The following is a 25479-nucleotide window of genomic DNA, read 5'->3' as shown; positions in this document are numbered from 1 at the left end:
GACGATTATCCAGGCCAGCTTTGCTGAAGCTGCGCCGCTGCGTTGTCCTTGGTGATCAGCGGCGGCTGCTGGAGCAGGATGTTCTGAGGTACGTCTTTTCCGGTGAGGTGGTAGAGCGCGGCACGAAGGGCGACGTCACCGTGAAGCGGATTCCATGGGGCGACAGCTTCGAAGACTCCATCTTTTACGGCTTGTACTGCAGCTTTGCCGTCGACGATCGAGTAGTGGGGAATGTCGGTCCGCTTGTAGTCCTTGAGGGCCTGGTCGATCCCGAATCCGATTTCGCTGTACTGGTCGTACCACGCACCGATCTTCTTGTCGGGGTTGGCTTGCAGGTAGTCGAGCGCCACCTTGTACCCGCTGCCCCTGCTGTAGTCGGTCGGCGCAGTGAACTCGACCTTGATGTCCGGGTAAAGTTCAGCGAGAGCGTCCACGAACCCTGCACGGCGGAGAATCTGCGGTGATGACCCGACCGCGCCGTCGGTTTCGACTACGATGCCTTTGCCGCCGAGCTTTTCCCCGACAGCCTTCGCCAGGTCGCGCGTCGCCTGGGCATTATCCAGATACACCCAGGAGCTGTAATCGCGGGTCGCGACGGTCCGCTCCATACCAACGACGACCTTGCCCGACTTCTTGATTTTCTCGATCTCCGGAGTCAGCGGTTCCACGGAATGCGGCCAGATGACCACCGCGTCCACGTTCTGCGCGAGGCAGGAATCAACGTCAGCCACCTGCTTCAGCGGGTCATTGTTCGTGTTGTAGGACTTGACCTTGACATTAGGGTGCCTGGCAGCTTCGACCATGACGCTCTCCTGCTGGGCAACAGCCCAGGTGGAGCCCGTCAGGGCCTGCGAGAAGCAAACGTTGTAGATCTTGTTGGGGTCTCCGACCGGGCCGTCGGGGAGGGGAAGAACGTCCGTGTACGGCATGTACAGGTCACTCCCCTGGATCGGCCCCTTGATCGGTGTGCTGGCCTGCTTGGCCTGGAATTTGGCGGCATCGGCGGGGGCGAGAAGGAACTGGTCAATCTGGGTTTTGTTAGCCGTTGCGGCGCCTCCGGCAGCTGGTCCGCCCGAGTTGGGCGTGCAGCCCATGAGGGCCAGGGCTATGGCCGCGGCGCCGGCGACGGCGCCGGTCACACGTGCACTGTTTTTATTGATCACGATGAATGTCCTTTGACCTTAGGTTGCGGGTTGAACTATTTGGAGGGAAGAAATGTTCGGACGGTGACCCGGCCAACTGAGCCGGGACGGGTCGTCTAGTCTTTGAAGAATTCGATGAGGAGCTCGGCAAGCTCCTGGGGGCGCTCGAGAGCCATGCTGTGGCCGCAATCGAGTTGGACGTACTTCACGTTGTCAGATACCCGGTCCATCTGGTTCTTGACTTCGGTGCCGATGAAGTATTCACTTCCCACGGCGAGCACTGGCATGGGGAGTTTCGTTTTTGCCCACCTCTCGTCGTCCTCGATGTTCTTGAAAGTTGCGCGGTACACCTCGAAAATGGCGCGGAGACCGCCGGGGGCAGCGGAAGTCCTCGCCCATTCCTGGACGCAGTCCGGCGTAATTGCTGCCGGGTCGTAGGTCTCATTCTTCATCCAGGTCTCCCAGAACAGCTGTTCGCGGCCCTGGATGAGCATCTCCGGGATGTCCCGGACATGGAAGAAGTTGACGTGCCACAGAAAATGATTGGAGTTGACGTTGTCGGAGTTCAGGTTCGACCATTCCTCCAGACCGAATCCGGGCAGAAGCATTTCGCCGTAGGAGAGCTTGCTGACCTTCTCCGGGTACTTTGCGGCGATGGCATATGCGAAGGCAGCACCCCAGTCCTCACCCGCGAGACGAAATTTTTCATGCCCGAGGTGCTGCACGAGTGCCACGATGTCGTCCGCGATGGTTTCCATGTCATAACCGTCTTTGGGCCTGAATGAGTCACCGAAACCGCGGACATCCGGTGCAATGACGGTGTAGTGCTTGCTGAGTAAGGGGATTAGACGGTGCCAGTAGTACCAGGTCTTGGGAACCCCGTGGACCAGCACGAGCGGTTCTCCCTGTCCGGCGATCACATAGTGCAGGCGCACGCCGTTGACCGTTGCCCGTCCGTGCTTTACCGGGTTTCCTTCGTGATCTTTGATCTGCAGCATCGTTGGTGCCTTTCCTTTTCTTTCGTTGTCTTGCCCGGGGCCAGTAGAGTTGCTGGTCCTTCAGGCCTCATGTATTGAAGCGTTCAATGGCTTGTGAAACAAAGGATCAGGGGGATGCGCCGGCACTTCCACCCAGGTTCTTCGCGCATTGGATTCGAGGATGGCCTCGGTCAGAACAGCTGACCGGTAGCCGTCCGCGAACACAGGAAGCCCGTCTGGTACCCGCCCGTCCATGGCTGCATAGGCATCACCCATCAGGGCGTTGAACGCATCCTGATATCCTTGGGGATGACCGGCCGGGACCACCGAGTATTTTGCAGCGGCAGGGTCGAGCACTGCTGCGTCCCGCTGCAGGAGCTGCGCCCCGCCGCGACGTCCGATCCAGAGCAATTCAGGGTTTTCCTGATCGAAGAACAGGCTTTCGGCCATAGCGCCGATTTCCAGGGCCAGACGGTTTTTCCGGCCTGGCGCGACCTGACTGATCATGAGCGTGCCGACAGTGCCCTTCCGTGTTTCGAAAAGCACGGAAACAATGTCTTCCGTTTTGACCTCGGTGGTGCTGCCCCGCTGCCCGAAGACAGTCCGGGTGAGTGCCGTCAGATGCTGGATGCGGTCATCGAGCACGAACTCTATGAGGTCACAGAGGTGGGATCCAATGTCCGCGAAGGCCCGTGACGGGCCTCCCAGTTTTTCATCCACTCTCCAGTCATTGTCCTCGCTGGACAGCAGCCAGTCCTGCAGGTACGAGCCCTGAACGCTCAGGATCCGGCCCGCTTGACCATTTCGTACTCGGGACCTGGCTTCCCGGACCATAGGGTGAAACCGGTATACAAACGGTACGACGCCGACCGCATCGGCTTCCGCGGCCAGACGGGTCAGCCGCGCCCCGTCCGCGGCGCTTGTCGCCAGCGGCTTTTCGCAGATGACGTGTTTTCCCGCCCTGATCGCGGCCTCCGTCAGTTCCGCATGCGTGGTGTTGGGTGTGCAGATGTGGACAACGTCTATGGAATCGTCGGCCAGAAGCTGTTCGACGGAGGAAAAGGCCGGTCCCAGACCTAAGCGAACACTGGCCGCCTCTGCGCTCTCCGGAGTGGAAGACGCTACCCCGGCCGGGATTGCCCCAACGGCCCTGACGGCCCGCGCATGGATGCCGGTCATAAATCCGCTGCCAATAAAGCCGGCCCGCAGGACAGGCCGCTCAGCGTCGAGGTCATTTGTCTTCACCACCAAAGTATGACACTCGTCACTGGACTTCTGTCAAGGCCAATACAAAAGATCGCTGTTTGAGGATATACTTACAACACGGACCGAGAAGCTGACGCGCATGATGCAATAGGCTGAGGGAATTTGCGATGTAAAGAACGGAAGGCGATTGGTATCAACAAGCCAGGAGTAGCGACTGCCGCCGGCTTCGGCACCTTTGAGCTGTTCCAGCTCATGCGCGACGGGAAGCCGCGGACGCGAGCTGATTTGGCGGCCACCACCGGTCTCGCTCGTTCGACTGTTGCCCTGCGGATCGATTCCCTGACCCGGCTTGGGCTCGTAATGCCGGTATCGGATGCCTTGTCCACAGGGGGACGTCCGTCCGCTAGGATTGCTTTCAATCCCACGGCACGCATCGTCGCTGCGGCTGACCTCGGAGCCACCCACGCGACGATGGCCATCACCGACCTCGCCGGTTCGATACTGGCCGAAATTCATACACCCCTTGACATCAGGACCGGCCCAGAAGAGGTCCTCGCCTGTCTTTGCGACACCATCGCAAAGCTGCTCGCACAGATTCAACGCGACGCGGTTGACCTGGTTGCCGTCGGTATAGGTCTGCCCGGCCCCGTAGAGCACAGCACAGGGAAGCCGTCCAAGCCGCCGCTCATGCGCGGATGGGACGGATTCGATGTGCCGGGCAGAGTCCAGCAAGCCTTCCCCGTCCCGGTGCTGGTCGACAACGATGTAAACATCATGGCCCTCGGCGAACGCTCAGCGATATGGCCCGATACCGAGCACATGATCTTTGTCAAGGTGGCCACAGGCATAGGATCCGGAATTATCAGCGGAGGGCAGTTACAACGGGGCGCTGATGGCACCGCAGGCGATATCGGCCATATCTCCGTCTCCAGAGGCGCAGGCATCGCCTGCTCCTGCGGCAATACAGGTTGCTTGGAGGCGGTCGCCAGCGGGCCCGCTATTGCCGCAGCCCTGCGGGCAAGCGGCGAGCAGATTGAAACAGTTTCCGATGTGATCGATCAAGCCAGCGCGGGGAACCTCGCCGTTATACAGGCCGTCCGCCAGGCCGGACGAGACATTGGCGAGGTCCTCAACGCATGCGTCAGCATCGTCAATCCCTCCGTCATCACGGTCGGGGGGTCCATGGCCCAAGCCGGAGAGCACCTCATCGCAGGCATCAGGGAAGTCGTCTACGCCCGGTCCATGCCACTAGCCACCCAGAATCTGCACATCGGACAGTCGCGCTCAGGCGCCGAAGCAGGAGTCATCGGCGCAAGCCTGCTCGCCATCGAACACGCACTTTCACAAGGACTAATGGAAGCACTCAGCGCGCAAGCAGCCGAGTGAATTCGCGCCGGCTCACACAGTGTGAGCCGCGTAAGTGGGTCGATGAAAGGGCGCATCGCCTCGAATTCTCGCCTACGTGAGGCCTGGTGTCCGGAAGCCCGTATGACCTGCCCGGTTTATCGCCCGCTTATGGTCCCCCAACTGGAGCACCAGGCAGTCTCGTAACCCTTAGGATACGAGGCGTCTCGTCGACCCGGCGACCGGTGCGTCGGCAATACTTTAGTTTCCGCGGGATGGTGTGGGCTCGTCCGCGGCCGTCGATTCTCGTAACTATGTCTCGAATGTCGGTGACGGTCGAAACCTTTTGATGGAATCGGCGTATCCACCGTTGGTTACCAGACACATCGGAGCAGCCAATGACGAACCTGATCGGCTCCGCACGCGTTTCGGCGCGACAGAAGTCCACCGACCGAGATTCGAAGCGCTGACCGCTGGGTCGAAGGCGGTGAACCCGTTGCGCAGCTTGCCCGCGATCTCGGAATGTCCCGAACAACGATTGCTGGCATGACGGCGCGCTCTCTCGCGTTTTGCGCCCTATCAACCTCCTCAGCGACTCCAAGCGCCGGCCACGGCTCCCCCGCGCACCCCACCCTTGGCAAGCGCTGCATGCGCTCGCCCGGTCACGGACATCTCCTTAGAGCCTGTATCGAGAATTTTTCCGTTCCTATCCCGCCCGCAGGAGCTAAATTCGGGCTTCTACGTTCGGCGTAACTACGCGTCACGTCAATAGATCAAAATACGCCGAATCCGTATTCCAAGCTATTGGATGCAGTAGCGTACCCACCGCGGGATTTAGCGCGCTGTACATCATGCCGTCCCCCGCATAAATGCCAACATGGCCCCAGTTGTTCGACCCCTGTGCGTTCTGGACCACCAGGTCCCCGGGCTGCGGATTGTCGGTCCGCGTACCGACCCTCCATTGCTCCACTCGCGGCAGATTGAATCCAGCCTGTCCGTAGATCCACTGGACGTAACCGGAACAGTCCCACGCCTTATACTCCGTGCCACCCCATACGTAGGCGCCGCCGACCCCTTGCTGGGTAAACCGCAGGATATCTTTGCGGATTTGACTCAGATTTGTGGGAACGACCGCGTCCTTCGAGGAATGCAGCCTATCGACGCACGTAGCCGGTGTTATCCCGCCGTCGAGCGCGTCAACTATGGCCGTTGCTTCAGCCTCCCACCGCGCATACAGCTCCGGGAACGCCGACACCTGAACAGCTTGCGCAGCTTGGCCTTTGTTCATGGATTGCCAACCGCGAATATCCAATAACCCGGGCGGGCTGCCACGGTTGGGACCGGCAGGTCCGCCGTAGAAAGCTCGCACGTTGTACTTGGGATCCATTAGCTGCCCAACGGACCCCCAGCCGGCCGCCGGGCGCTGTTGGGCGGTACCGAGGGAATCGTGGTCGCTGCCGAGGCCGTCATGCGGGTACTGGAGGGAGGCAGGTACGTTTACGTTGGCGAGGACTCTGAGGCTGGATTCCTGCAGTGCCATCATGATTGCGATGATCTGGCCGTCTCGGGGAACGCCCAATTGCTGGCCGATCGAAACATAGTCCCCCGCGACGGCCATTTGCCTCGCGGTCACACTGACCGGGGCCTGGCTGCTCGCGCGGATGCTGATGGCACCCGCTCTGTTCGCGGCTGGCTGCCCGCCCGCGCCGCCTTGCGAGCAGACACTCGTTGTGTCAACGGCGCCCGCGCCGAGCACCGCCACGGTTGCGCTAAAAGCGAAGGCCCCCACGAGGATCAAGACTGAGGCCGCGGCCAGAAAAACCCGCAGGATGGCCCGGCGCCTGACCAGCCCAGCAAACAGCATGGCGGCTGGCATCAGTACACGATCCTGCTCGGTGCCGCGTAAAAGCCGACCATGACGCAATGATCCGGCGGGGCCGTCACAGCAGGCGGGCAGTTCACCATGACGCTGACGGGCGCCGTGTAGGTGTTGCTGGTCGAAGCCGATTGATCCAGAACCCTAAGCGAGATTGTGCACACATGCAGGCCCGCCCATGGCGCCGGCCGCTCCCTCACCTTGGCCAACTCGCTGTCGCAGCGCAGGGATTCAACCGCGGCCGAACGGTACGCCTGTTGATCAGCCAAAGTCGCGTAGCTTCCCGCGTTGACCCCGGTCGCTTCGAACTCCTGCACCAGGACTGCCAAGGGGTTGGACCCGTCCGGAAGCACGTCCCACCAGTCACGGAGCCGTGAGTAGACCTCCGAGTAGGACGACGTTCGCGTGTCCCAGGTGTAGATCGCCGTCGCCGCCGTGGCGGCGAGCTTGCGGAAGTCAGCAGTTCGAGGTGCGCCGTCCGCATCGGCAATCACAACGTCAGGAGCCACCCTCGGAGTTTGTGCCTGCGTCTCGGGGGAAGCATTCGCCGGACTCTGCGGGATGGGCATCGTTGACGATGGTGGAACCGGAGCCACTGCCGGCGTGGGCCGCATGACAGCGATGAGCGCCGTGACCACACTCAAGAGCGCGATTGCTGCGATCCACCATCGACGCCGGCTGTTTGTTCCTGGCAGTGAGCTTCTCCGCAATACGGACATTCCGGCCTCCTCCTCGCCTGTTCATCGAGAGAGTGCGGACCCACAACATGACTCAGCAGGCAGTCCGCGTCCCGGCCTGGAGAATCCTCCACGCAGTTTGATACAGCCGCCGCGCGAAGCCGATCTGGACAGCCACATAGCGCTCGGTGACACCCAACTGGGCGGCCAACCCCTCCAGAGCCCTCTTTCGTTCAGGTCCTCGGAGACCAGCACGAACGATACTTTCGGCTGTTCGGCGGAGTACCGGTGTGGGCAGGCACTCTGCTGCGTGCCGGGACACGTCTCCGATGTTGCGGATGGCTCCCTGATCAACGTCCAGTGCATTTTGAACGGTTTTCGCCGTCTGGCGCACTACGGTCACCGCGTGCCAGCGACGGCGGTCCTGCGGCGACGGCGGACCGTAGTGACGCGGCCCGGTGAGGCTGTCGACGGCAAGGTCCCAAACTACCTTGGGCACGCTGCCCCGCGTCAGTTCAATGATCATTCGCGCCCACTGCTGATCAATGATCTTCTCAGTACTTTGAGCCCCGCTCCGGTCCATGCCCAGCACCGCCAGAGCAACAAACGGCGTATACCCGTCGGCATTCCCTGGTTCAACGATCAGCGGGAGCGTCTGATGGCTCAGCTCTCGACGGACGTGCGCGGCGCACACGTTCGCACACACCCCCTGAACCCAGGCACCAAACGGAATGCCGGGTAGCTGGCGGTAATGACCCCGGGTCACCCCATCCCACACCGCGACCCGGATGTCCTGCATAACGTCGTCCACGTCGCAGGACCTGCCGATCCGCGCCAGATGCGAAACCACGTATCGCTGAACGCCGTCGACGGCGATCATGATTTGATCTACCGGGACTGAAACCTCGGCCGGCTCCGGCGCACCGCGCAATGAGACATCGATGGTTCCTGCACTTGCTTGATCTTGTTGGGCGTGGTTCGCCCTGGATTCGACGCGCATGGTCTTCACCGCATTAACTAAACGATTCCAATAAGGCCGGCGTCGGCACGGCCGGCGCCTCAGGTGTGGCCACGACAATCAGCGCCAACCACGACTACAACAAGGCTATACAAACTATTGTCAAGGTTACTTAAAGTATCGTCAAGACTGCGAGTCTTACTTTTCGGGGTTCGTTCGGTAAGAATGGTTCCATGCCCAGGATCACGCAGCCGCACGACGAAGCCTGGTCGAACGACGTCGAAGCCGCCGTCGCGACCTTTGGCAACAGATCACGCAACGAGATCCTCCGCTACCTTTCCGCGCATGGTCCGGCAACCCGCGGTGACATCGTGGCAGCAGTGAGCGCCGGTGAGCCGAGCGTGGCCAAGCACCTGCTTGCCCTTGAGGAGACCGGCGCCATCGCGGTGGACCTTGAGCCTGGCCGACGGCATGGACGCTCGCCGCGCTATTCAGCCAACCCCGCGCGGATCAAAGTGTTGTTGGCGGCTCATCTTCAGTATCTCCTGGAGGATTAGCTGCAGCCTCTTCCGCTCCAGGATGGCGGTCGATGTCCCTGTTGAGGTATTCAGAGATGGCCTTTAGCGTTTCCGGCGACACGTCGCCCAGCGTCCGCGCCGCGAAGGACTTCACCCTGGCCGCACGCAGGGACTTCACAAACTCGAGTTGCGAATCGATCCGTTCGGGCAATTCGGCGTCGTCGCCGATCAGGTAAGAGGGGTCAACGTTGAAGATGTTGCACAACCCTGCCAACAGCACCGGATCGCTGACCAGACGCCCAGTCCCCTCTTTCATATAGAACCAGCGCGCGCGGGACAACTTGATGCCCCTACCCTCGAGTTCGGCCTGAACCTCGCGGAACGTTACGGGCTTCCCGCGTTCAGCAACCACGACGTCGAGCAACAGGTTCAGACGACGAGCCAGCTGGGCCTGGGAAGACAACACGTCACTTGGCCCTGTATCGTCCATCGTCGCTGCCCACCCCTTCATTCGATCGGGGGCCGGCAGTCCGGTCAGGCGCTACGACTCCCCTTCGCCCCAGTATTGCCTGAGTCATCCGGCGCGGCAATCAACTGCTCGATCCGACGGTCCAGATAAGACATTAGGACAAGGTGCGCCGACGGACGCAGTGGCAGGTTCCGGATCGCGGGAGCCGCCATGTCCCGACCGGCCTTGAGGAGCTCCGGCGGGAGCACGTCATTTTCGTCCAGGTGGTAGCAGACCTCGGCCAGCACCTCACTCAGCGCCCTCAGAAACTCGAGGTGCTCGTCCTTTGAACCGTAGTCCCAGTACCGTTCAGCACGGAGCATCGCGGCGGCTTCGTTGAACGCTTTGATCTGCGGGTGATCCAGCATGGGAATGCCCTCACTTTCGTCGGGCATTCATTTCCGAAGTGAGCCTCTTCCAACATGACCTGGACCGGGGGTACCCTGCTTGTGTAGACCCGTCTACACAAGCCTCCCTCATCACTCCTCAGGTTGTGGTCTCCATGTCGAGCATCTTGATGAACAGAACGCGAAGCCGAATCATTCGCTTCCTCCTGAGAACCGGCCCGTCAACCTGCAGCCAGATCGGCAGTGAACTCCACGCCGCGCCGTCGAACGTCCGCCGGCACCTCGACCTGCTTCAAGACGCTGGACTGGTGCAACACTCATCGGCTCAGTTCAGCGCTTCCCCCGAACACGTGCAGCGCCACGCCGGCGCACTGGCGGCAAGCTTCCAAGTGTCCGTCATGCCGTCCCAATGCCCTGCTCCTATGAACCAGGAACAGACCTTGCCCTTGGGCCGGCAACTACGACGGAGAACCTCATGACTACCACCCCAGAAAGCAGCAACACTGCAGAAACTGCCGACGATCAGTGGCTGACCCCTAAGGACATCTGCACCCAGCTTCAGATTCCGGAGCAGACGTTCTACCAGTGGCGGGTCAAACACCTCGGGCCTCGCGCGTACCGCATCGGTAGGCACCTGCGGATCAGCCGGACCGACTACGATTCCTGGTTGTCCTCTCGCCTGGAAGCCTAGATGTCACCAAGACCACCGCTGCCGCTCGGCACCTGGGGGAAGATTAGCCGGAAGAAACACTCGAACGGCCGGTGGCGTGCTGCAACGAGATACCGTGACACCGACGGCATCACCCGCACCGCGGAAGCTTGGGGAAATAGTGGAGCCGCCGCAGAGCGAAACCTGGTCACTTCATTCCAGGATCGGCAAGCCCCTACCTCGAGTGAAATTTCCAGAAACACTCGGCTATCCGAGCTCAGCGATATGTGGTTCGACGAAATCGAGAACAATGGTCGCGCAGGCCGGAGGACCATCGATGGCTATCGCGACACCTACAGGCGTGTCATCAAGCCCGCATTGGCCGGACTCCGACTGCACGAACTGAGCACCGGCCGCATCGACCGGTTCCTCAAAAACGTCGCCGCAGACCACCCGGCCACCGCACGTCATTCGAAAATCGTTCTGACCGGCATGATCGGTCTCGCGGTCCGGCATGATGCCCTGCACAGCAATCCAATCCGGGATGTCGGACCCATCAAGATCGCAACCAAGAACGTCAAAGCCCTGTCCGTCAAAGACGTTCAGAAGCTCAGGATCGTCATTGGCAGGTGGCAGGAGGACCCCAGTCACCAGGGACGTCCACGTGCAACAGACCTACTCGACGTCCTAGATATCTTTCTTGCCACCGGCGCCCGAATAGGAGAGGTCCTAGCCATCCGCTGGCAAGATATCGATCTCGAAGCGGAACCGCCCACGATCACCATCTCCGGCACCGTCGTCATGGAAAAAGGCCGCGGTGCCTACAGACAGGACCGTCCGAAGACAAAAGCCGGCTTCCGCACCATGAAGGTACCTCCCTATGCCGTGCAAACCCTCCGGCGCCGGCATCTAGCCGAGGAGCCCAAACCCAAAGACATGTTGTTCCCGTCTTCTACTGGAACCGTGCGGAGCCCACATAACTTCCGGAGGCAGTGGCGGGACGCCCGGGCCGGATCGGATTATGAATGGGTCACGCCGCATGTCTTCCGGAAATCTGTTGCCACGTTGATTGACCAGGACTACAGCTCCAAGCATGCCGCGGCGCAACTCGGGCATTCGGGAACGGCCATTACGGAAAAGCACTACATCGCCAAGGCCAACGAGTCACCGGATCTCACGGACACACTCCAAAAGTTCGGCAAGGAATCACCATCCGGCCCGGACCGCATGCCCAGATGAATGCCGGCAGCCGCCACGGAGTCCGGCGCACGGACTTCAAGACGTGAAACCCACACCAGAATTTTAACGAAAGCGTGTGGTTTCCGTGTGGCTGAGCCATCGAGAGGCAAACAGAAAGCCTTCCAACCCAACGTTTCCGCAGTTCAGAAGGCTTTTGCAGTGGAGCTAAGGAGATTCGAACTCCTGACCTCTTCGATGCGAACGAAGCGCTCTACCAACTGAGCTATAGCCCCGAAACAACGCCGGTCCCGAGGGAACGGCGTTGCCGGTGTCCCTAGGCTACAAACTATCTGCGCTCTTTGCCAGCCAGCCCGCGAATGTCTCCGTGCCGTGTCGTTCCTCCGGAACCAGGTTCAGGCCCGCACGCAGGTACCTGCCCATCGCGCCCGGCAGCGGCAGCCGGACCAGCCGTCCGCGGGACCCGCTCGCCTGCTTCCACTCCCGGGCCAGTTCAGCCATCCCGGCGATCTCCGGTCCGCCGATGGTGAGGACCCGGTGCCGGCGACCGGACTGCGCGTCGAGTGCCGCAGCGAGCAGCGCCGCCGCGGCCTCCGAGGGGGCGATCGGCTGGAACCGGGCGCCGCCAATGACCGGGATGATCCGAAGCTTCGAGCCTGCCGCAAATATCGTGGCCAACAGCGAATGGAACTGAGTTGCCCGGAGCACAGAAGTCTCGAGCCCGCACAGTTCGTACACGTGTTCCTTGGCGGCCTTGGATTTGTAGTAGCCGAAGCCGCTCCGGTCGCAGTTGATGATGGACAGCAACGCTGCCCTGGCCACGCCGGCGTCCTGGGCAGCGGCGAGCAGCCGCGCGCCGCCGTCGGCGAAGTTCTTCAAGGCCTTGCCGGAGCGCCCTTCCAGGCAATCGATCACGACGTCGGCCCCGGCCAGCGCCGCTGCCAGCCCCACCCCCGTCGTGACGTCGGCTTGAAAGTACTCCGCTCCCCCTGCCACCTCCGGCGTACCGGCCGGCGGCGGGTTCCGGCTGACGACGGCGACCGTGTGCCCGGCGGCAAGGGCCTGACGGGCCACCTCGCGGCCAACTTGACCTGTTCCCCCGGCGATGCAGATTCTGCTCATGCCCCGAGGCTACCGCCCTGCGGCCGGTTGGGGCAGTCCCCGGACCGCACGAAAAACCCCGGGCTGCCCTTTGCTGGCGGCCCGGGGCATTGACGGAGTGATTCAGGCGCGGCGGCGCTGCAGGACGTCGTCGAGGTTGCTGAGCGCGCTCTGAGCCTTCCCGGGCGTCTTCGCGTCGGCGTCGGTGCCAGCACCCAGCGGCGCGGACGACGCCGACTGGGTGGCAGTGCCCTGCTTGAGTGAGGGCTTGCCGACTGCCTTTGGAGTTTCCGGCAGGTCGAGCGGCTCGGGTGCGGCACGCTCGGCTTTCGGCGCTTCAACGTAGGTGGGCTTCGGAACTTCCACCGGCTCCCAGCTGGATCCCCCGGTGGCAGTCGGGGCGGGGTCCGCGGCGACGCGGACAGACGTGTCACCCGAGGCCACCGCTTCCGCCAAAGCCGCCTGGCGCAGTTCCTGGGCTGTGAGGAGCTTCGGTGCGGGTCGGCGGGCGGCAGGCTCAGCCTGGGCGTCGAAGAGCGTAGTTTCGGTCCGCTTGGTGAACCCGGTGTCCCCGGCTGGCCGCCCGGCGTCGGCATTCTCCGGAGCGGGCTGCGCCGGCCGGGCCGGTGCGCTCATCGCCGCGCGGAAAGCGGCGTTCACTGTGCGGCGGCGGTCCCGGACAGCCAGCCGGCGGAGCATCACGACGGCGCCGACAGCTGCCAGCAGTGCCACGACGGGCAGCAACGCGGGGCCGATGCCAAAAATTCGAAGGGCCGCAAAGACCACCCCGGTGAGCAGCGACACCAGGCCCGCCAGGGCGAGGGCGAAGCGGCCGTAGCGGATCCTGAAAGCCGGACCGGGTACGGCAAGCTTCCGGGCGCCGTCGCTGCCGGCGATGCTCGTTGCGGATTCCGTGCGCTGCGTACTGGTCATGGGTTTCTCCTGCTGGGCTGTCATTTTCATGACAGTCCCGGCTTGGGTTTCTGGCTTTTCGCGATCGATGACATCCGCCAGGAGCTCGCCCGCAGGCTGCAGCCGGTGGCGGCCGTTCCGGAGCAGATAGGGGCCAACCCACACAATCCAGAGCGCAACAGCACTCACAAGGATCACAGAGCTGCTGAGAGGGAAGTCCACACTCAAAACCGTATGAGCAACACCGGGATCGGCGCCGCATTATCCGCGGTGTGTCGCCCGGCAACTGCAATTCAGTGGATTTATGAAGCAAGGCCGGCCCGGGAGCGGGCCGCGGACTCACTCCGGGCGGCCCCGGAGCCATCTGTCCAGCAGACCATCGGGGACTTCCTCGGACGTCAGCGCGAAGCTGCGGTGGTCGGCCCATGCCCCGTTGATGTGCAGGAAGCGCGGCCGGGAGCCCTCATCGCGGAAGCCCAACTTCTCGACCACCCGGAGGCTGGGTCCGTTTTCGGGCCTGATGTTGATCTCCATCCGGTGTAACCCCAGGGTGCTGAAGCAGTAGTCCGTCACCATGGCCACCGCGGTCGGGGCGATGCCGTGGCCCGCCCGGTCCCTATCGACCCAGTAGCCCAGCGTTGCCATCATTGCGGAGCCCCATACGATCGAGGACACAGTCAACTGGCCCACCAGCACCGGTTCCTGGAAACCCGGGGTCCGGGCCGTGATGACAAACGGCAGGGCGGTGGCCTGGCCCGCCTGCACCTTGAGGGACCGCACCATCTGCCGGTAGTCCGGCAGCCCGCCGCCGGGAGCGGGGTTCGATGCTTCCCAGGGTGCCAGCCACTCGCTGTTGCGGGTGCGGACCTCGGTCCATGCCTTGCGGTCGCGGTAGCGGATCGGCCGCAGGACGAGGTCACCGCTTTCCAGCGTGACCGGCCAGTTGAAGCCCGCCATGGGAATTACTTGGTGAGGCTCGGAGCGAGGCTAGAGGCGAAGCCGGGCAGCCATTCACGCAGGCCGGGGCCCAGGTCCTCGCTGTCGCAGGCAAGCTGGACGCAGGCCTTGAGGTAGCTGAGCTTGTCGCCGGTGTCGTAGCGGCGGCCGCGGAACACGACGCCGTAGACGCCGTAGCCTTCGCCGTCGCCGGAGGAGAGCTCCTGCAGGGCGTCGGTGAGCTGGATTTCACCGCCACGGCCGGGTTCGGTGCGTTCCAGTACTTCAAAGACCGCCGGGTGGAGGACGTAGCGGCCGATCACGGCAAGGTTGGACGGTGCGTCATCGACGTCGGGCTTCTCCACGAGGTGCTTGATCCGGACGTACTCCTCACCCCTGATCGCCTCGACGTCGGCACAGCCGTAGGCGCTGATCTGGGCGGGATCCACCTCAATCAGGGCGATGACGGATCCGCCGGTCTTGGCCTGGACTTCGATCATGGTGCTGAGCAGTTCGTCGCGGGCATCGATCAGGTCATCGCCGAGCAGGACTGCGAACGGCTCGTAGCCGACGTGCTGCTTGGCGCGGAGGACCGCGTGGCCCAGGCCCAGGGGATCGCCCTGGCGCACATAGTGGATGTCGCCGAGGTTACTGGCAGCCTGGATCGACTCGAGCTTGGCGGTGTCCCCTTTGGCTTCAAGGGTGGCTTCAAGCGTGGGGACACGGTCGAAGTGGTCCTCGAGCGCGCGCTTGTTGCGTCCGGTGATCATCAGGATGTCGCTCAGGCCGACGTTGACTGCTTCCTCGACGACGTACTGGATGGCCGGCTTGTCGACGACGGGCAGCATTTCCTTGGGCATGGCCTTCGTCGCGGGAAGGAACCTGGTGCCGAGGCCCGCAGCGGGGATGACGGCCTTGCGGACGGGAGCGTTGGGTGTAGTCACTGGACTAATCTAACGGAGGGACCAAAACAATAGGTAATCATTCCAGCCGCCGGGGGGCACGCACTCCCGGCCTTCGCCAGATGGAGGTACGGGCCGTCATGGCGTCCAAGGAAGAGATCCGGTCCAGCCACCGCGCCCGGCGCGCCGCCCTGTCGCCGGCTGAGCTGGAGAGCGCAGGGGTGGGCCTCGCACGCCACGGCCTGGCCTGGGCCTCCGCGGTTGTTGCTGCCGCAGTTGCCGCGGTTGCTGCGGGCGCTAACGTGCCCGCCACATTCGCCGCCTATCTGGGCGTGGGGTCCGAACCGCCCACCCTCCCCCTGCTGACGGCGCTGCACGGCGCCGGGCACCGGGTGCTGCTGCCGGTCTGCGAGCCCGCGCTCGAATTGAGCTGGGTCTTCTGGACGCCGTCGTCAGGGTTTGTCCGCAGCCGCTACGCCCCCATCCAGGAACCTGCCGGGGAACGCCACGGCACGGCGGTGATGGGGGACGTCGCCGGCATCTTCCTGCCGGCCACCGCGGTGGACCTCGCCGGCAACAGAATCGGGCAGGGCGGCGGCTACTACGACAAGTTCCTCGCGGCTCTGGATGCCGTCCTGCCAGCGCGGCCCACGCTGCCCGACGACGGCGCGTTCCCGCCGCTGCCGACCGCAGCCGTCGTCTTCGCCGGCGAGGTGCTGCCCGCCGGGAGCATCCCGGCGGAGTACTTTGACCGCAAGGTAGCTGCCGCCCTGACACCGGCCGGGCTGATCCGGTTGCTGTAAACGCCCTCGGGAGACCCCGCCTCCCGGATGATAGAATTAGCACTCAGGCCCTGCGACTGCTAAGGGACGGAACCTGTCGGCGGATATGTCGGCAGTGATCCTGACCGGGCAGCACGGGACCTGCTCGTTTGTCCTAGAGGAGGATTTCCAGTGCCCACCTACGCATACGCCTGCAAGGACTGCAGCCACAACTTCGAGATCGTGCAGTCATTCACCGATGGCTCCCTCACGTCCTGCCCCGAATGCCAGGGGACCCTGCGCAAGAAGTTCAACAGCGTCGGCGTCGTCTTCAAGGGCTCCGGCTTCTACCGGACGGACTCCCGTCAGGCCAAGGGCAGCGCCGTCGCGCCCGCACCGGCAGCTACTCCCGCAGCAACGCCCGCGGCTGCTTCCGCTTCCGCTTCTGCTTCCTAGGCCGCGCCACTGCGCGGTGGACGCCAACTTGTCCACATAGGCACTTGCACGCCTGCCGCTTGGCAGATCCGCTGCGTAGCGTGGCGGTATGTCCCCCGTTTCCAGCCGACTGCACGGTCCACCCACACACCCCGGGCGGACCAGCAGACCGCCCCATCTGCCTCAACGTCTGCCGCAGCGCCGGCGCCTGAGCCGCTGGCTGAACCGCAACCGGCGTCTCGCCGTGGCCCTCCTGCTATGCGTCGCCGCGGGCCTCACGGTGCAGCAGCTGACTCCCGAGCCTGCAGACACCGTGACCGCCTTCGCTGCGGCCAGGGACCTGCCGGCCGGCAAGACACTGGCAGTAGATGACCTCACGGTACTGAACGTCCCCCGCGGCGTTGTGCCCGGCGGCAGCTTCAGCACCAGCGCCGAGCTACAGGGCAAGCAACTGGCGGTTGCCTTTCGCAAAGGCCAACTGCTCACCGATGCGCAACTGCTGGGGCCCGGGCTGCTGGCCGGCAGCCCGGCAGGATCCGCCGCCGTGCCGCTCCGAATGGCGGATCCGGCGTCAATCCGGCTACTCTCCCCCGGGCAGCTTGTGAACGTAGTGATGACGAGCGGCAACGGCTTCGAACAACCGGCGGTGTCCCAGCTTCTGGCCGCGGCCGTGCCTGTGCTGTGGACCTCCGAGCACGGCGGGGAGGCGGGCCAATGGCTGGCCAGCGGGGAACCGGACGGCCTTCTGGTCGTGGCAGCCGACCCTGATCAGGCGCGGCGGCTCGCCGGGTCCTCCACCCAGGGAAAGCTGTTCTTCGTCCTCGTCACTGCCGTTCCCGGGTAGGCTGTCCCTCCGGGACTCCCCCGTGAGGTGATTAGCCCCAGTGCGGAGGTTTCTGCTCCTGGAGCCAGGAATCGTGGTCGTACCCGCTGGGCCGGTCGCCCCAGCGCCGGGGATCGTCTTCGGTGGCCTTGTTGGGCAGCACATCCTCGGGGACCGTGGCCTGGGCTGCCGGCTGGCGTGCCGATTCCAGTGCATCCTTTCGGTCGCCGGTGTCCCGGCCGTGGGTGTCCCAACCTTGGGCGTCCCAACCTGGGGCTTCCCGGTTATGGGTGTCCCGGCCCCTGGCGTCGCCGCTGGCAGCGTCGTTCCCGCTATCGCCGTCTGCGCTCATGCCGTCGGTCTCCTTGCTTCGGTGATCCGTTCCGCGTCCGTCCTCGATGTCCGGCCAGTCCGAGCGCGCTTGGAACCACTGGATCCGCTCCTGCGCGTCATTGCCGGCCAGGTTCTCGACGTCGTCGTCGAAGAATCCCGGCGAGGTCCGGTTCCTGCTGGACACTGCAGGCTTTTCCAGGCCCAGGTAGCCGCCGATCCGGTCGGCGCACGCGGAAGGATCGGTGAAAACCTCTATGGTCCATAGCGGCATGTAGCGCCAGCCGAGCCGCTCCAACAGCTGGGGCCGGAGCCTGCTCCGTTCCCGCACGGTCAGCCGCCGGTATTGCTCGGTGCCGTCGGACTCGATGGCCACCGGCCGGGGAACGTCGGCGTCGTCCTGGCCCATAGTGCTCAGCGGGTCGGCCGCCGCCACCATATTCAGGGCCCCGTCGTACTGGTGCCAAACCCGTGCCCCGCGGGCACGGAGCCGGTCACCCAGGTCCGCCACGAGCGGGTCCGCACCAAGCGCCTGCTCGCTGGCGGCGGCCCGCGAGGCAGGGCTGCCCAGATCGGAGTTGCCGGCGATTTCACGGTCCAGGAGCTCATAGAAGTCAACCGCGCCGTGGCTTAGCCTCGTGACGTCAAGGTCCTCGGGACGGAAGCAGCTGAGCACGTGCAGGGAGCGGCGTCCCCGGGTCATCGCGAGGGCGAACTTGGCGCGGCCGCCCTCTGCGGACAACGGGCCCAGGCTGTGGAGCGCGCGCCCGTGCGGGGTGCGGCCATAGCCCGGGGAGAAGATCACATGGTCGCGGACCAGGCCCTGGGCACGTTCCAGGTCCACCACGCGGAAGGATTCGTCCCCCGCGGTGAAGAAGCTGGCCAGCAGCGGGTAGTTGGGCAGCTGCAGCCGGATGGACTCGCCGATCCGGGCGGCGTGGCGGAGGCTTCCGGTCACGACGGCGAGCGACGTCCGGGGCCGGAGCCTGGCGTGTTCGAAGACGAGCTCAACGGCCCGGTTCACCTCGGCCACTACGGACTCGACGCCGTCCTGGTCCGCGCTGGGCAGACCGGTGCCGTCCGGCAGGTATTCCACCGTCAACGCCCGGTCCAGGCCGGTCGCGGACTGTCCCTCCGGAAGCCGGCGGAGCCCGCCGTCGTAAAAGGATCGGCTCAACTGCCGCACAAGGTCTTCGTCGACCGCGCGGTACACGGTGCGGAGGTTCCAGACGGGCAGTACGCGGGTGAGGGCCTTGTAGGCGCTCTCAACGCCCTGGTGCGAGCTTTCCCCCGCGGCGAGCCGCTCCACGCCGACAGTAAAGGTCCGGGGGCTGGCAATCCGGTCGTCGCCGAAGGCAATGACCTGCGTCGCGCGGGCGATGGACGGCAGCACGGCCTGCAGGGAGGTCGCCTCGGCGTCGAGGATGACGACGGCGTCGAACCTCTGCTCCACCGGAAGCACGCCCGTCATCAGGTACGGGCTGACCGACCACACAGGCACCAGCATGGGCAGCAGCTCCGGGGCCTGTCCGGTCAGGGCAGCCAGGGTCACGCGGCCGTCCTTGAGCAGGCTCCGGAGCAGGTCAGCCTGGCGCGGGTTTTCCCCGATGGCGGCCCGCCAGCGTTCGGCGAGCTTCCATCGCAACCTTGCAGCACCGCTCGCGATGTGGGCGTTGTCCGCGAGGCGGTACTCCGCTTCGAGCTGGCGAAGGGCGTCGCCGTCGGACATGGCGAGGTAGTCATCGCCGCTGATCATGGCTTCCAGGGCCGACTGCCACCAGGCAAGTTCGAGTTCCGCCGCCACCGACTCGGCAGGCACTTCGCGTTCCGCGAGGTCGGAGAGCAGCTCACCGAGGCCGTGCTCGCGCATGTTTTCGACCAGGAGCGTCCGCTCCGGCAGGGTCTCGAGGGTGCCCGTGTCCGCCACCAGGCGTTCCAGGCGCTCCATCAGTTCCTCATACGGGGTGCCGTGAAGTTCCCCGCCGGCCGCGGTGTGCCGGACGGCCTGACCCAGCTCGGCGAGTTCAGCTTCCAGCCCGCGGTAGAGGGCGATGATTTCCGCGAGGCCGGATGGGACGGCCGGGTGTCGCTGCGTCGTGGCGTACCCGGACCATGCGGCGCGCTGGTCCTGCACGAGGACCAGGGAGCTGTGCAGATCGGCGATGTGCACACCGGGCCGGACGTACTCTTTTGCCACCCGGCGCAGGCGGGAGCGCTGCATGGATGGCATCTCGATGTTCCGTTCGCGGCGCCAGGAAGAGGCGGCGGTCGCGGAGATGAGGTCGTGGACCGGGCGGTCAAAGATGTCCGGGGTAAATTTGTCGAGACTTTCGCGGACCGCTACGAGGAGTTCGATCTGGTCGCCCCACTCGGAGAATGTCTCGCCGAGGCGGATCTCGGCGTGGTCGGCGACGCCGTCCATCCGCCCGCGCAATTCCGGCAGCCTTTCCGCCACGGACCGGGCAACCTGCTGGGCTTCCTGGGTTTCCTTGCGGGTGAGGAGCCGTGCGCCATGCCAGGGGCTCGTGGTCGAGGACCGGCTGAAGCTGCCCAGCTCGGCGGCGCGGCGGAGCCGTCCGGCCAGTTCCTCGCGGTCGCGGATGCTGTCCAGCACGCTGCGCTTGAGCCGGACGGTGGTGGCCGGGGCCTCCGGCTGGATGGAGGTCAGCGCGGCCAGCGACTGCATGGCCTCATACGGGGAGCAGTCCCAGCGCTGGCGGACATTGTGGAGCGACGCTACGTGGTCCCTGAGCGCGTGACGGTGCTCGGTCAGGGTCGCATGAAGGTTGCCCAGCTGGGGCTCGAGGGACTTCTCGTTGCGCACGATGGCCCGCACAAGCTGGCCCTTGAGCTGCAGCGGAGCGGCGTTCCCGGTGAGCTGGAACAGGGCCGAGTCGAGTCCCAGCGTGTCCAGTTGGGCGGAGATTTCGCCCAGGCTGGCTCGTCTGTCCCCCACCACCAGCACGGTTTTGCCTTCATCGACGAGCGCGCCGATGGTGTTAAGGGCCGTCTGGGTCTGGCCGGTTCCCGGCGGGCTGCTGACCACGAGGGAGTCCCCCGCGCGGACGGCATCCACCACGTACTGCTGGTCCGTGTCGGCGTCGAGCAGCAGGAGTTCGTCCGCGGGGTCCCGCTCGTCGGTGCTCGGGAAGCGGCCGGGCTTGAGTTCAGGGACAGCCACGGATTCGCCCCCGGCGGCGCGTCCCAAGGCGGTCACGAGCGCGTTGTTCTCGTTGATCCACGGGTCATCCAGGTTGCCGGAAAGATCGGCGAAGGTGGAAACCAGAAGGTTGTATTCAACCTCGGCGCCGTGGATGGGCTGGATGAGTGTGCCCAGCCGGTCCATGACCGGCTGCGGGTCGTACCGTGCGGTGCTGTACGCCATCCGGGTCACGGCGTTGACGTCGAAGACGATCCCGTGGATGGTCTTTAGGTGGCGGACCAGGGCCGGATTGATCCTGGCCTGTTCGGTGAGTTGCAGTTCGTAGTCGTCTTCGCCCGCGCGCATGGTGAGCGAGATCGCCGCCAGCATGACCGGAGCGGAGACCCGCTGCGGCTTGCCCCCCACGGCAGAGGTCCAAACGACCGTGCCCGCCGAGAAGTAGCCTGCATCAATGCCACGGTCGTTGGCGAGTTCGAAGATCTTGGACCGCAGGTTACGGGAGGCTCCGGCCGCCACGATGTACTGTTGGCGGTCGCGGATCAGGGTGGACAGCCGGGTGCGGCGCCCTGCCATCAGCTGGGCCAGGCCGGACGGATGCGCGTGGGTCAGGTCGATGGAACCCTCAGGGGTCTTGGTGAAGCGCAGCATCGTGTCTGCTCCCGTGACGGGCTTCAGCCCGGACAGCCATTTCCGGAGCTCCTCGGAACCCTCGGGGTGGCCTTGACCAACTGACACTGCTGCCTTCTTTTCTGTGCTCGCGTGTTTTGTACTCGCGCGGGACGTCCTGGACCATACCGGCATGCTTTCGAGGGTAGCCCGAATCCGGCCCCGGTGAGAGTCCGCAACACTGGCGGGACCCAAATTGGGCCGAATTCACAGGATCCCGGCTCCGGCCCAAACCCGGTCCGGAGACTCCTGGCAGCCCGGACACGAAGCGGCCGGCCCCCAGCGGAGACCGGCCGTGTCACGGGCCCATTTACCGGCCCGTTTACGCCGGCGCTATTCCCACTCGATGGTTCCCGGCGGCTTGCTGGTCACGTCCAGCACCACGCGGTTGACCCCGTCCACCTCGTTGGTGATGCGGTTCGAGATCCGGGCCAGCAGATCGTACGGCAGCCGTGACCAGTCCGCCGTCATGGCGTCCTCGGAGGACACAGGGCGCAGCACGATCGGGTGGCCGTAGGTGCGCCCGTCGCCCATGACACCGACGCTGCGGACATCCGCCAGCAGCACCACCGGCATCTGCCAGACCTCGTTGTCCAGGCCGGCGGCGGTCAGTTCCGCGCGGGCGATGGCGTCCGCCTTGCGCAGCAGGTCCAGCCGCTCCTTGGTGACTTCGCCGACAATCCGGATGCCGAGGCCGGGGCCGGGGAACGGCTGGCGTCCCACGATTTCCTGCGGCAGGCCAAGCTGAGCGCCCACGGCACGGACCTCGTCCTTGAACAGTGCCCGCAGGGGTTCGACGAGTTCGAACTGCAGGTCTTCCGGCAGTCCGCCCACGTTGTGGTGGCTCTTGATGTTTGCTGCACCTTCGCCGCCGCCGGATTCGACGACGTCCGGGTACAGGGTGCCCTGGACGAGGAACTTGATTTTCTCGCCGTGGGCCGCAGCCTCGGCGATGATGGCCAGCTCGGCTTCCTCAAAGGCACGGATGAATTCGCGGCCGATGATCTTGCGCTTGGTTTCCGGGTCGCTGACGCCGGCCAGCGCGGACTGGAAGCGCTCCTGCTCGTTGGCGACATAGAGCTTGACGCCGGTGGCGGCAACGAAGTCGCGTTCCACCTGTTCGGCTTCACCCTCGCGCAGCAGGCCGTGATCCACGAACACGCAGGTCAGCTGGTCACCGACGGCGCGCTGGACGAGGGCGGCGGCGACGGCGGAATCGACGCCGCCGGAGAGGCCGCAGATGACCCGGGCGTCACCGATCTGCGCGCGGATCCGCTCGATCTGCTCGTCGAGGATGTTTCCCGCGGTCCAGTTCGGTTCCAGCTTGGCGCCCTTGAACAGGAAGTTTTCCAGGACCTGCTGGCCGTAGGCCGAGTGCTTCACCTCGGGGTGCCACTGCACGCCGAAAAGGCACTTTTCTTCGTTGGCGAAGGCTGCCACTTCGGCGCCGGCCGTCGTCGCGAGGACCTCGAAGCCATCGGGCGCCTCGTGGACGGAGTCGCCGTGGCTCATCCAGGTGCTCTGGTGCTGGGGCATGCCCGCGAGGATGGAGCGGCCTTCACCGATGATGGTGGTCTCGGTGGCGCCGTACTCGCGGAGTCCGGTCCGGGCCACCTTGCCGCCGAGGGCGTTGGCCATGGCCTGGAAGCCGTAGCAGATGCCGAGGACAGGGATGCCGGCCTCGAACAGCTCGGCGCCGACGCCTGGGGCGCCTTCGGCGTAGACGCTTGCGGGGCCGCCGGAAAGGATGATCGCGGCCGGGTTCTTCGCCAGCAACTGCTCGGTGCTGTAGGTATGCGGAACCACTTCCGAATACACATTCGCTTCCCGGACGCGGCGGGCGATCAGCTGCGCGTACTGGGCACCGTAGTCAACAACCAGCACGGGCCTGTGGGACGTCTGGGATGCAGTGGGAATAGTCACCGTCCCAGCCTACTTTGCGCCGCCGTCCGCCCGCACATCGGGATGCCGGTCCGGCCCCGGAACCGGCCGCCGGGTAAGCGAACTCACACCGGAGCCGGGCCTGGAGGGGAACACGCCGCCGCGGAGGAAGATCAGGGCGGACGACGGCGGGATGCGCCTTGAGCCGGGGGCCGTTCAGTAGCGCTTCGGCGCCTGCGGGTTCGCGGCCAGTTCCGCTTCCACCTCGGCGTGGAACTTCTTCTCCACGAAGAAGGACAGCAGCGGCACAACGCCGCCGAGTGCCAGGATGATGAGCTTGGCAAATGGCCAGCGCATGAGCGACCACAGCCGGAAGTTGGAGATGAGATACACGACGTACATCCAGCCGTGCACAATCAGGACCGCGACGGAGAGGTTCACGCCGCCGAGGACTCCGGCCGGCTCGGCGTCAGCGAATCCTAAGAAGTGGGGCTGCCCGGTGACGGCGTCCGTGCCGCCCGCGAACAGGTACTGGCCGAACGCGTACCGGGCGATGAGTTCCCCGCAGAGCAGAAGCAGCATGCTGCCCGTCAGGTACGCGAGTACCTTGTAGAACTTGAGGGCGGAGCGGATCTGGGCCTCGGTTCCGCCGAAGCGGCGCTTCTTGCCGCGCGCGCTTCCCGTTGCGTTGGACTGCTGCGGCTGGACGGCCGGCTGGGGCTCGATCATGGTTGGACTTTCGGGTCGGTGGGCTGAAGGTTCGGATGCGACTCGGTGGCGCCGCCGGCAGCCCGTGCGCCGGCGGCTTCCTGCTCCTCATCCAGTGCGTCCTCACGTTCCCGGCGGTAGTCGTCCTTGACCAGCCGCCACCAGATGAACAGCGCGAATCCGGCGAAGACAACCCACTCGGCGGCGTAGAAGAGGTTCAGCCAGTTGAACTGCTGGGGCGGCGGCTGGGTGCCGATGTTGAGGGGCTTGAGTTCTCCGCCGGACGCCGCGGCACCGACATCGCTGCCGCCGGCAACCTCGGAGCTCGCGGCGACAAAGCCGGGGTAGCTGCTGATTTCCCAGATGTTAATGATCTCGGCGACGGAGACGGCGCTGGCCCGCCCGGGGCCGGCATCCGTCTTTGCCAGCGGGGCCTCGGAGGGCAGCAGCCGGCCGGTCAGTTCGATGCTGCCCGACGGCGGCCGTACGGCGTCCGCCGGGTCGGCAACCCAGCCGCGGGCCACCGGGATCCAGGTCTGCGGCGAGGCTCCGGCCCCGGTCAGGACGGGCGCATCCTTGACGGCGAAGGCCGCCACAATCCAGTAGCCCTTGGCGCCGTTGTTCAGGCGGCCGGGAACCAGGACCTGCTTCTGCGGATCATAGCTGCCGGTGGCGGTGACCATCTGGTCCGCGACCGAACCGGGGAAGAAGTCCCCCGGCTGCAGCACCGTGGTCAGCGGTTTGCGTTCCTCGGTGGTGGTGGCGACGGGTGCCTCCGGCTGCGTCGAGCGGCCGAACTGCCATTGGCTCAGCAGCACAAACATCCCTGAAATCACGATCGCAAACACGAGGCCTGCGATCCAGCGGGGTTTGAGGGCAGTTTTCAGCACCCCTTAACCGTACTTCGTCCGCATGTAGAACAACGAAACGGTCCTGCCGGGCCCACTTTTCAGTGGTCGAAAAAGACGAGGCTGGAGTTGATGAGTTCCGCGATCACTTCGGGGTCGTAGGCCCGGCGGAGCGACTCGCGGAACGATTCCTTGGACAAGGACCGGGCCAGGGTGGCCAGCACTTCCAGGTGCTCCGAGAAGGAGCTGGCCGGCGTCGCGATCAGCAGGACCACCGTGGCCGGACCGTCGGCAGCGCCGAAGTCAAGGGCCTTGCCGTATTTGGTGATGCCGACGGCGATGGACGTGCGGGAGACGAATTCGCTGCGGGCGTGCGGCAATCCGATTCCGCCCGGCAGCCCGGTGGCCAGCTGGTGTTCCCGGGCGTTGACGTGCCGGAGGAATCCCGAAAGATCGGAGATACGTCCGGCGGCGTGCATCCTCTCCGCGAGCTGGGAGGCAGCGTCGAGCTTGTCGGTGGCGTCCATCTCGAGGATCACCATTCCAGGGGTGGTGAGCTCGGCGTCATACCGGTCCAGTGGTTCCGCCAAGAGGTATCCCTTCGAAGTTGGCGT

General features: G+C 64.8%; 25 protein-coding genes and 1 tRNA gene. 8 read left to right on the top strand and 18 right to left on the bottom strand.

Annotated features, from left to right (window positions below; all coding sequences use genetic code 11):
* Window positions 1-5 precede the first annotated feature (5 nt).
* The 3 genes from AC50X6_RS03560 to AC50X6_RS03550 form a co-directional block, all read right to left on the bottom strand.
* Window positions 6-1163 (bottom strand): sugar ABC transporter substrate-binding protein, encoded by a 1158-nt coding sequence (locus tag AC50X6_RS03560; protein WP_494964903.1) that lies wholly within the window; start codon window positions 1161-1163, stop codon window positions 6-8.
* 95 nt (window positions 1164-1258) lie between these two features.
* The gene (locus AC50X6_RS03555; RefSeq protein ID WP_494964902.1) at window positions 1259-2140 is read right to left on the bottom strand and encodes an alpha/beta fold hydrolase; all 882 of its coding nucleotides are present in this window, start codon (window positions 2138-2140) and stop codon (window positions 1259-1261) included.
* A gap of 60 nt (window positions 2141-2200) precedes the next feature.
* Entirely contained in the window at window positions 2201-3364 is a 1164-nt protein-coding gene (locus tag AC50X6_RS03550) for a Gfo/Idh/MocA family protein (protein ID WP_494964901.1), read from the bottom strand.
* A gap of 213 nt (window positions 3365-3577) precedes the next feature.
* Between AC50X6_RS03550 and AC50X6_RS03545 the strand changes: the two genes are divergently transcribed.
* On the top strand, window positions 3578-4711 hold the full coding sequence (locus AC50X6_RS03545; RefSeq protein ID WP_494964900.1) for an ROK family transcriptional regulator: 1134 nt from the start codon (window positions 3578-3580) through the stop codon (window positions 4709-4711).
* 718 nt (window positions 4712-5429) lie between these two features.
* Here AC50X6_RS03545 and AC50X6_RS03540 read toward each other — a convergent pair.
* From AC50X6_RS03540 to AC50X6_RS03530, 3 genes are all read right to left on the bottom strand, one after another.
* On the bottom strand, window positions 5430-6545 hold the full coding sequence (locus AC50X6_RS03540; protein ID WP_494964899.1) for a C40 family peptidase: 1116 nt from the start codon (window positions 6543-6545) through the stop codon (window positions 5430-5432).
* Window positions 6545-7054 (bottom strand): hypothetical protein, encoded by a 510-nt coding sequence (locus tag AC50X6_RS03535; RefSeq protein ID WP_494964898.1) that lies wholly within the window; start codon window positions 7052-7054, stop codon window positions 6545-6547. The genes AC50X6_RS03540 and AC50X6_RS03535 overlap by 1 nt, the downstream gene beginning before the upstream one ends.
* Before the next feature lie 262 nt (window positions 7055-7316).
* Window positions 7317-8231, bottom strand: coding sequence for a hypothetical protein (locus AC50X6_RS03530; RefSeq protein WP_494964897.1), 915 nt, complete (start codon window positions 8229-8231; stop codon window positions 7317-7319).
* A gap of 182 nt (window positions 8232-8413) precedes the next feature.
* Between AC50X6_RS03530 and AC50X6_RS03525 the strand changes: the two genes are divergently transcribed.
* Window positions 8414-8737 carry an ArsR/SmtB family transcription factor gene (locus AC50X6_RS03525; protein WP_494964896.1) on the top strand — a complete coding sequence of 108 codons (324 nt, stop codon included), beginning with the start codon at window positions 8414-8416 and terminating at the stop codon, window positions 8735-8737.
* Here AC50X6_RS03525 and AC50X6_RS03520 read toward each other — a convergent pair.
* Window positions 8691-9188 (bottom strand): hypothetical protein, encoded by a 498-nt coding sequence (locus tag AC50X6_RS03520; protein ID WP_494964895.1) that lies wholly within the window; start codon window positions 9186-9188, stop codon window positions 8691-8693. The two genes, AC50X6_RS03525 and AC50X6_RS03520, sit on opposite strands and share 47 nt — an antisense overlap.
* Window positions 9189-9232: 44 nt before the next feature.
* On the bottom strand, window positions 9233-9601 hold the full coding sequence (locus AC50X6_RS03515) for a hypothetical protein (RefSeq protein ID WP_494964894.1): 369 nt from the start codon (window positions 9599-9601) through the stop codon (window positions 9233-9235).
* Between the two features lie 107 nt (window positions 9602-9708).
* Between AC50X6_RS03515 and AC50X6_RS03510 the strand changes: the two genes are divergently transcribed.
* The 3 genes from AC50X6_RS03510 (at window position 9709) to AC50X6_RS03500 (ending at window position 11441) form a co-directional block, all read left to right on the top strand.
* On the top strand, window positions 9709-10032 hold the full coding sequence (locus AC50X6_RS03510) for a winged helix-turn-helix domain-containing protein (protein ID WP_494964893.1): 324 nt from the start codon (window positions 9709-9711) through the stop codon (window positions 10030-10032).
* Entirely contained in the window at window positions 10029-10244 is a 216-nt protein-coding gene (locus tag AC50X6_RS03505; protein ID WP_494964892.1) for a helix-turn-helix transcriptional regulator, read from the top strand. Before AC50X6_RS03510 ends, AC50X6_RS03505 begins: the two co-directional genes overlap by 4 nt.
* A gap of 336 nt (window positions 10245-10580) precedes the next feature.
* Window positions 10581-11441, top strand: coding sequence for a tyrosine-type recombinase/integrase (locus AC50X6_RS03500; protein WP_494964891.1), 861 nt, complete (start codon window positions 10581-10583; stop codon window positions 11439-11441).
* 160 nt (window positions 11442-11601) lie between these two features.
* On the opposite strand, the gene AC50X6_RS03495 is transcribed toward AC50X6_RS03500, so the two are convergent.
* The 5 genes from AC50X6_RS03495 to galU form a co-directional block, all read right to left on the bottom strand.
* Window positions 11602-11674, bottom strand: a tRNA-Ala gene (locus AC50X6_RS03495).
* A 46-nt stretch (window positions 11675-11720) separates the two neighbouring features.
* The gene (locus AC50X6_RS03490) at window positions 11721-12521 is read right to left on the bottom strand and encodes an SDR family oxidoreductase (protein ID WP_494964890.1); all 801 of its coding nucleotides are present in this window, start codon (window positions 12519-12521) and stop codon (window positions 11721-11723) included.
* A 102-nt stretch (window positions 12522-12623) separates the two neighbouring features.
* Entirely contained in the window at window positions 12624-13610 is a 987-nt protein-coding gene (locus tag AC50X6_RS03485) for a hypothetical protein (RefSeq protein ID WP_494964927.1), read from the bottom strand.
* 141 nt (window positions 13611-13751) lie between these two features.
* Entirely contained in the window at window positions 13752-14369 is a 618-nt protein-coding gene (locus tag AC50X6_RS03480) for a GNAT family N-acetyltransferase (RefSeq protein ID WP_494964889.1), read from the bottom strand.
* 5 nt (window positions 14370-14374) lie between these two features.
* Window positions 14375-15292: a UTP--glucose-1-phosphate uridylyltransferase GalU gene (galU, locus tag AC50X6_RS03475; protein ID WP_326968556.1), complete on the bottom strand. Its 918-nt coding sequence runs from the start codon at window positions 15290-15292 to the stop codon at window positions 14375-14377.
* Between the two features lie 98 nt (window positions 15293-15390).
* On the opposite strand from galU, the gene AC50X6_RS03470 reads away from it, so the two are divergent.
* The 3 genes from AC50X6_RS03470 to AC50X6_RS03460 all read left to right on the top strand — a co-directional run bounded on the left by AC50X6_RS03470 (window position 15391) and on the right by AC50X6_RS03460 (window position 17290).
* Window positions 15391-16053 carry a 5-formyltetrahydrofolate cyclo-ligase gene (locus AC50X6_RS03470; protein ID WP_494964888.1) on the top strand — a complete coding sequence of 221 codons (663 nt, stop codon included), beginning with the start codon at window positions 15391-15393 and terminating at the stop codon, window positions 16051-16053.
* Window positions 16054-16203: 150 nt separating this feature from the next.
* On the top strand, window positions 16204-16467 hold the full coding sequence (locus AC50X6_RS03465) for an FmdB family zinc ribbon protein (protein ID WP_494964887.1): 264 nt from the start codon (window positions 16204-16206) through the stop codon (window positions 16465-16467).
* Between the two features lie 223 nt (window positions 16468-16690).
* Window positions 16691-17290 (top strand): RcpC/CpaB family pilus assembly protein, encoded by a 600-nt coding sequence (locus tag AC50X6_RS03460; protein WP_494964886.1) that lies wholly within the window; start codon window positions 16691-16693, stop codon window positions 17288-17290.
* A gap of 31 nt (window positions 17291-17321) precedes the next feature.
* On the opposite strand, the gene AC50X6_RS03455 is transcribed toward AC50X6_RS03460, so the two are convergent.
* The 5 genes from AC50X6_RS03455 to AC50X6_RS03435 all read right to left on the bottom strand — a co-directional run bounded on the left by AC50X6_RS03455 (window position 17322) and on the right by AC50X6_RS03435 (window position 25455).
* Window positions 17322-21497 (bottom strand): AAA family ATPase, encoded by a 4176-nt coding sequence (locus AC50X6_RS03455; protein WP_494964885.1) that lies wholly within the window; start codon window positions 21495-21497, stop codon window positions 17322-17324.
* A gap of 264 nt (window positions 21498-21761) precedes the next feature.
* Window positions 21762-23351: a glutamine-hydrolyzing GMP synthase gene (guaA, locus tag AC50X6_RS03450; protein WP_494964884.1), complete on the bottom strand. Its 1590-nt coding sequence runs from the start codon at window positions 23349-23351 to the stop codon at window positions 21762-21764.
* A gap of 174 nt (window positions 23352-23525) precedes the next feature.
* Window positions 23526-24038, bottom strand: coding sequence for a DUF3817 domain-containing protein (locus AC50X6_RS03445; RefSeq protein ID WP_494964883.1), 513 nt, complete (start codon window positions 24036-24038; stop codon window positions 23526-23528).
* Entirely contained in the window at window positions 24035-24907 is an 873-nt protein-coding gene (locus AC50X6_RS03440; RefSeq protein WP_494964882.1) for an SURF1 family protein, read from the bottom strand. Before AC50X6_RS03440 ends, AC50X6_RS03445 begins: the two co-directional genes overlap by 4 nt.
* 59 nt (window positions 24908-24966) lie before the next feature.
* On the bottom strand, window positions 24967-25455 hold the full coding sequence (locus AC50X6_RS03435) for a PTS sugar transporter subunit IIA (RefSeq protein ID WP_494964881.1): 489 nt from the start codon (window positions 25453-25455) through the stop codon (window positions 24967-24969).
* Window positions 25456-25479: the final 24 nt, after the last annotated feature.

The organism is Pseudarthrobacter sp. HLT1-7, from assembly GCF_059383435.1.
This window is presented reverse-complemented; position numbering and strand designations above follow the sequence as displayed.

Excerpts from the sequence above, each read along its gene's own strand:
- AC50X6_RS03555 (WP_494964902.1), bottom strand. The coding sequence starts at position 2,140 with ATGCTGCAGATCAAAGATCACGAAGGAAACCCGGTAAAGCACGGACGG.
- AC50X6_RS03545 (WP_494964900.1), top strand. The coding sequence starts at position 3,578 with ATGCGCGACGGGAAGCCGCGGACGCGAGCTGATTTGGCGGCCACCACC.
- AC50X6_RS03540 (WP_494964899.1), bottom strand. The coding sequence starts at position 6,545 with ATGCCAGCCGCCATGCTGTTTGCTGGGCTGGTCAGGCGCCGGGCCATC.
- AC50X6_RS03525 (WP_494964896.1), top strand. The coding sequence starts at position 8,414 with ATGCCCAGGATCACGCAGCCGCACGACGAAGCCTGGTCGAACGACGTC.
- AC50X6_RS03520 (WP_494964895.1), bottom strand. The coding sequence starts at position 9,188 with ATGGACGATACAGGGCCAAGTGACGTGTTGTCTTCCCAGGCCCAGCTG.
- AC50X6_RS03515 (WP_494964894.1), bottom strand. The coding sequence starts at position 9,601 with ATGCCCGACGAAAGTGAGGGCATTCCCATGCTGGATCACCCGCAGATC.
- AC50X6_RS03510 (WP_494964893.1), top strand. The coding sequence starts at position 9,709 with ATGTCGAGCATCTTGATGAACAGAACGCGAAGCCGAATCATTCGCTTC.
- AC50X6_RS03505 (WP_494964892.1), top strand. The coding sequence starts at position 10,029 with ATGACTACCACCCCAGAAAGCAGCAACACTGCAGAAACTGCCGACGAT.
- AC50X6_RS03490 (WP_494964890.1), bottom strand. The coding sequence starts at position 12,521 with ATGAGCAGAATCTGCATCGCCGGGGGAACAGGTCAAGTTGGCCGCGAG.
- AC50X6_RS03480 (WP_494964889.1), bottom strand. The coding sequence starts at position 14,369 with ATGGCGGGCTTCAACTGGCCGGTCACGCTGGAAAGCGGTGACCTCGTC.
- AC50X6_RS03470 (WP_494964888.1), top strand. The coding sequence starts at position 15,391 with ATGGCGTCCAAGGAAGAGATCCGGTCCAGCCACCGCGCCCGGCGCGCC.
- AC50X6_RS03445 (WP_494964883.1), bottom strand. The coding sequence starts at position 24,038 with ATGATCGAGCCCCAGCCGGCCGTCCAGCCGCAGCAGTCCAACGCAACG.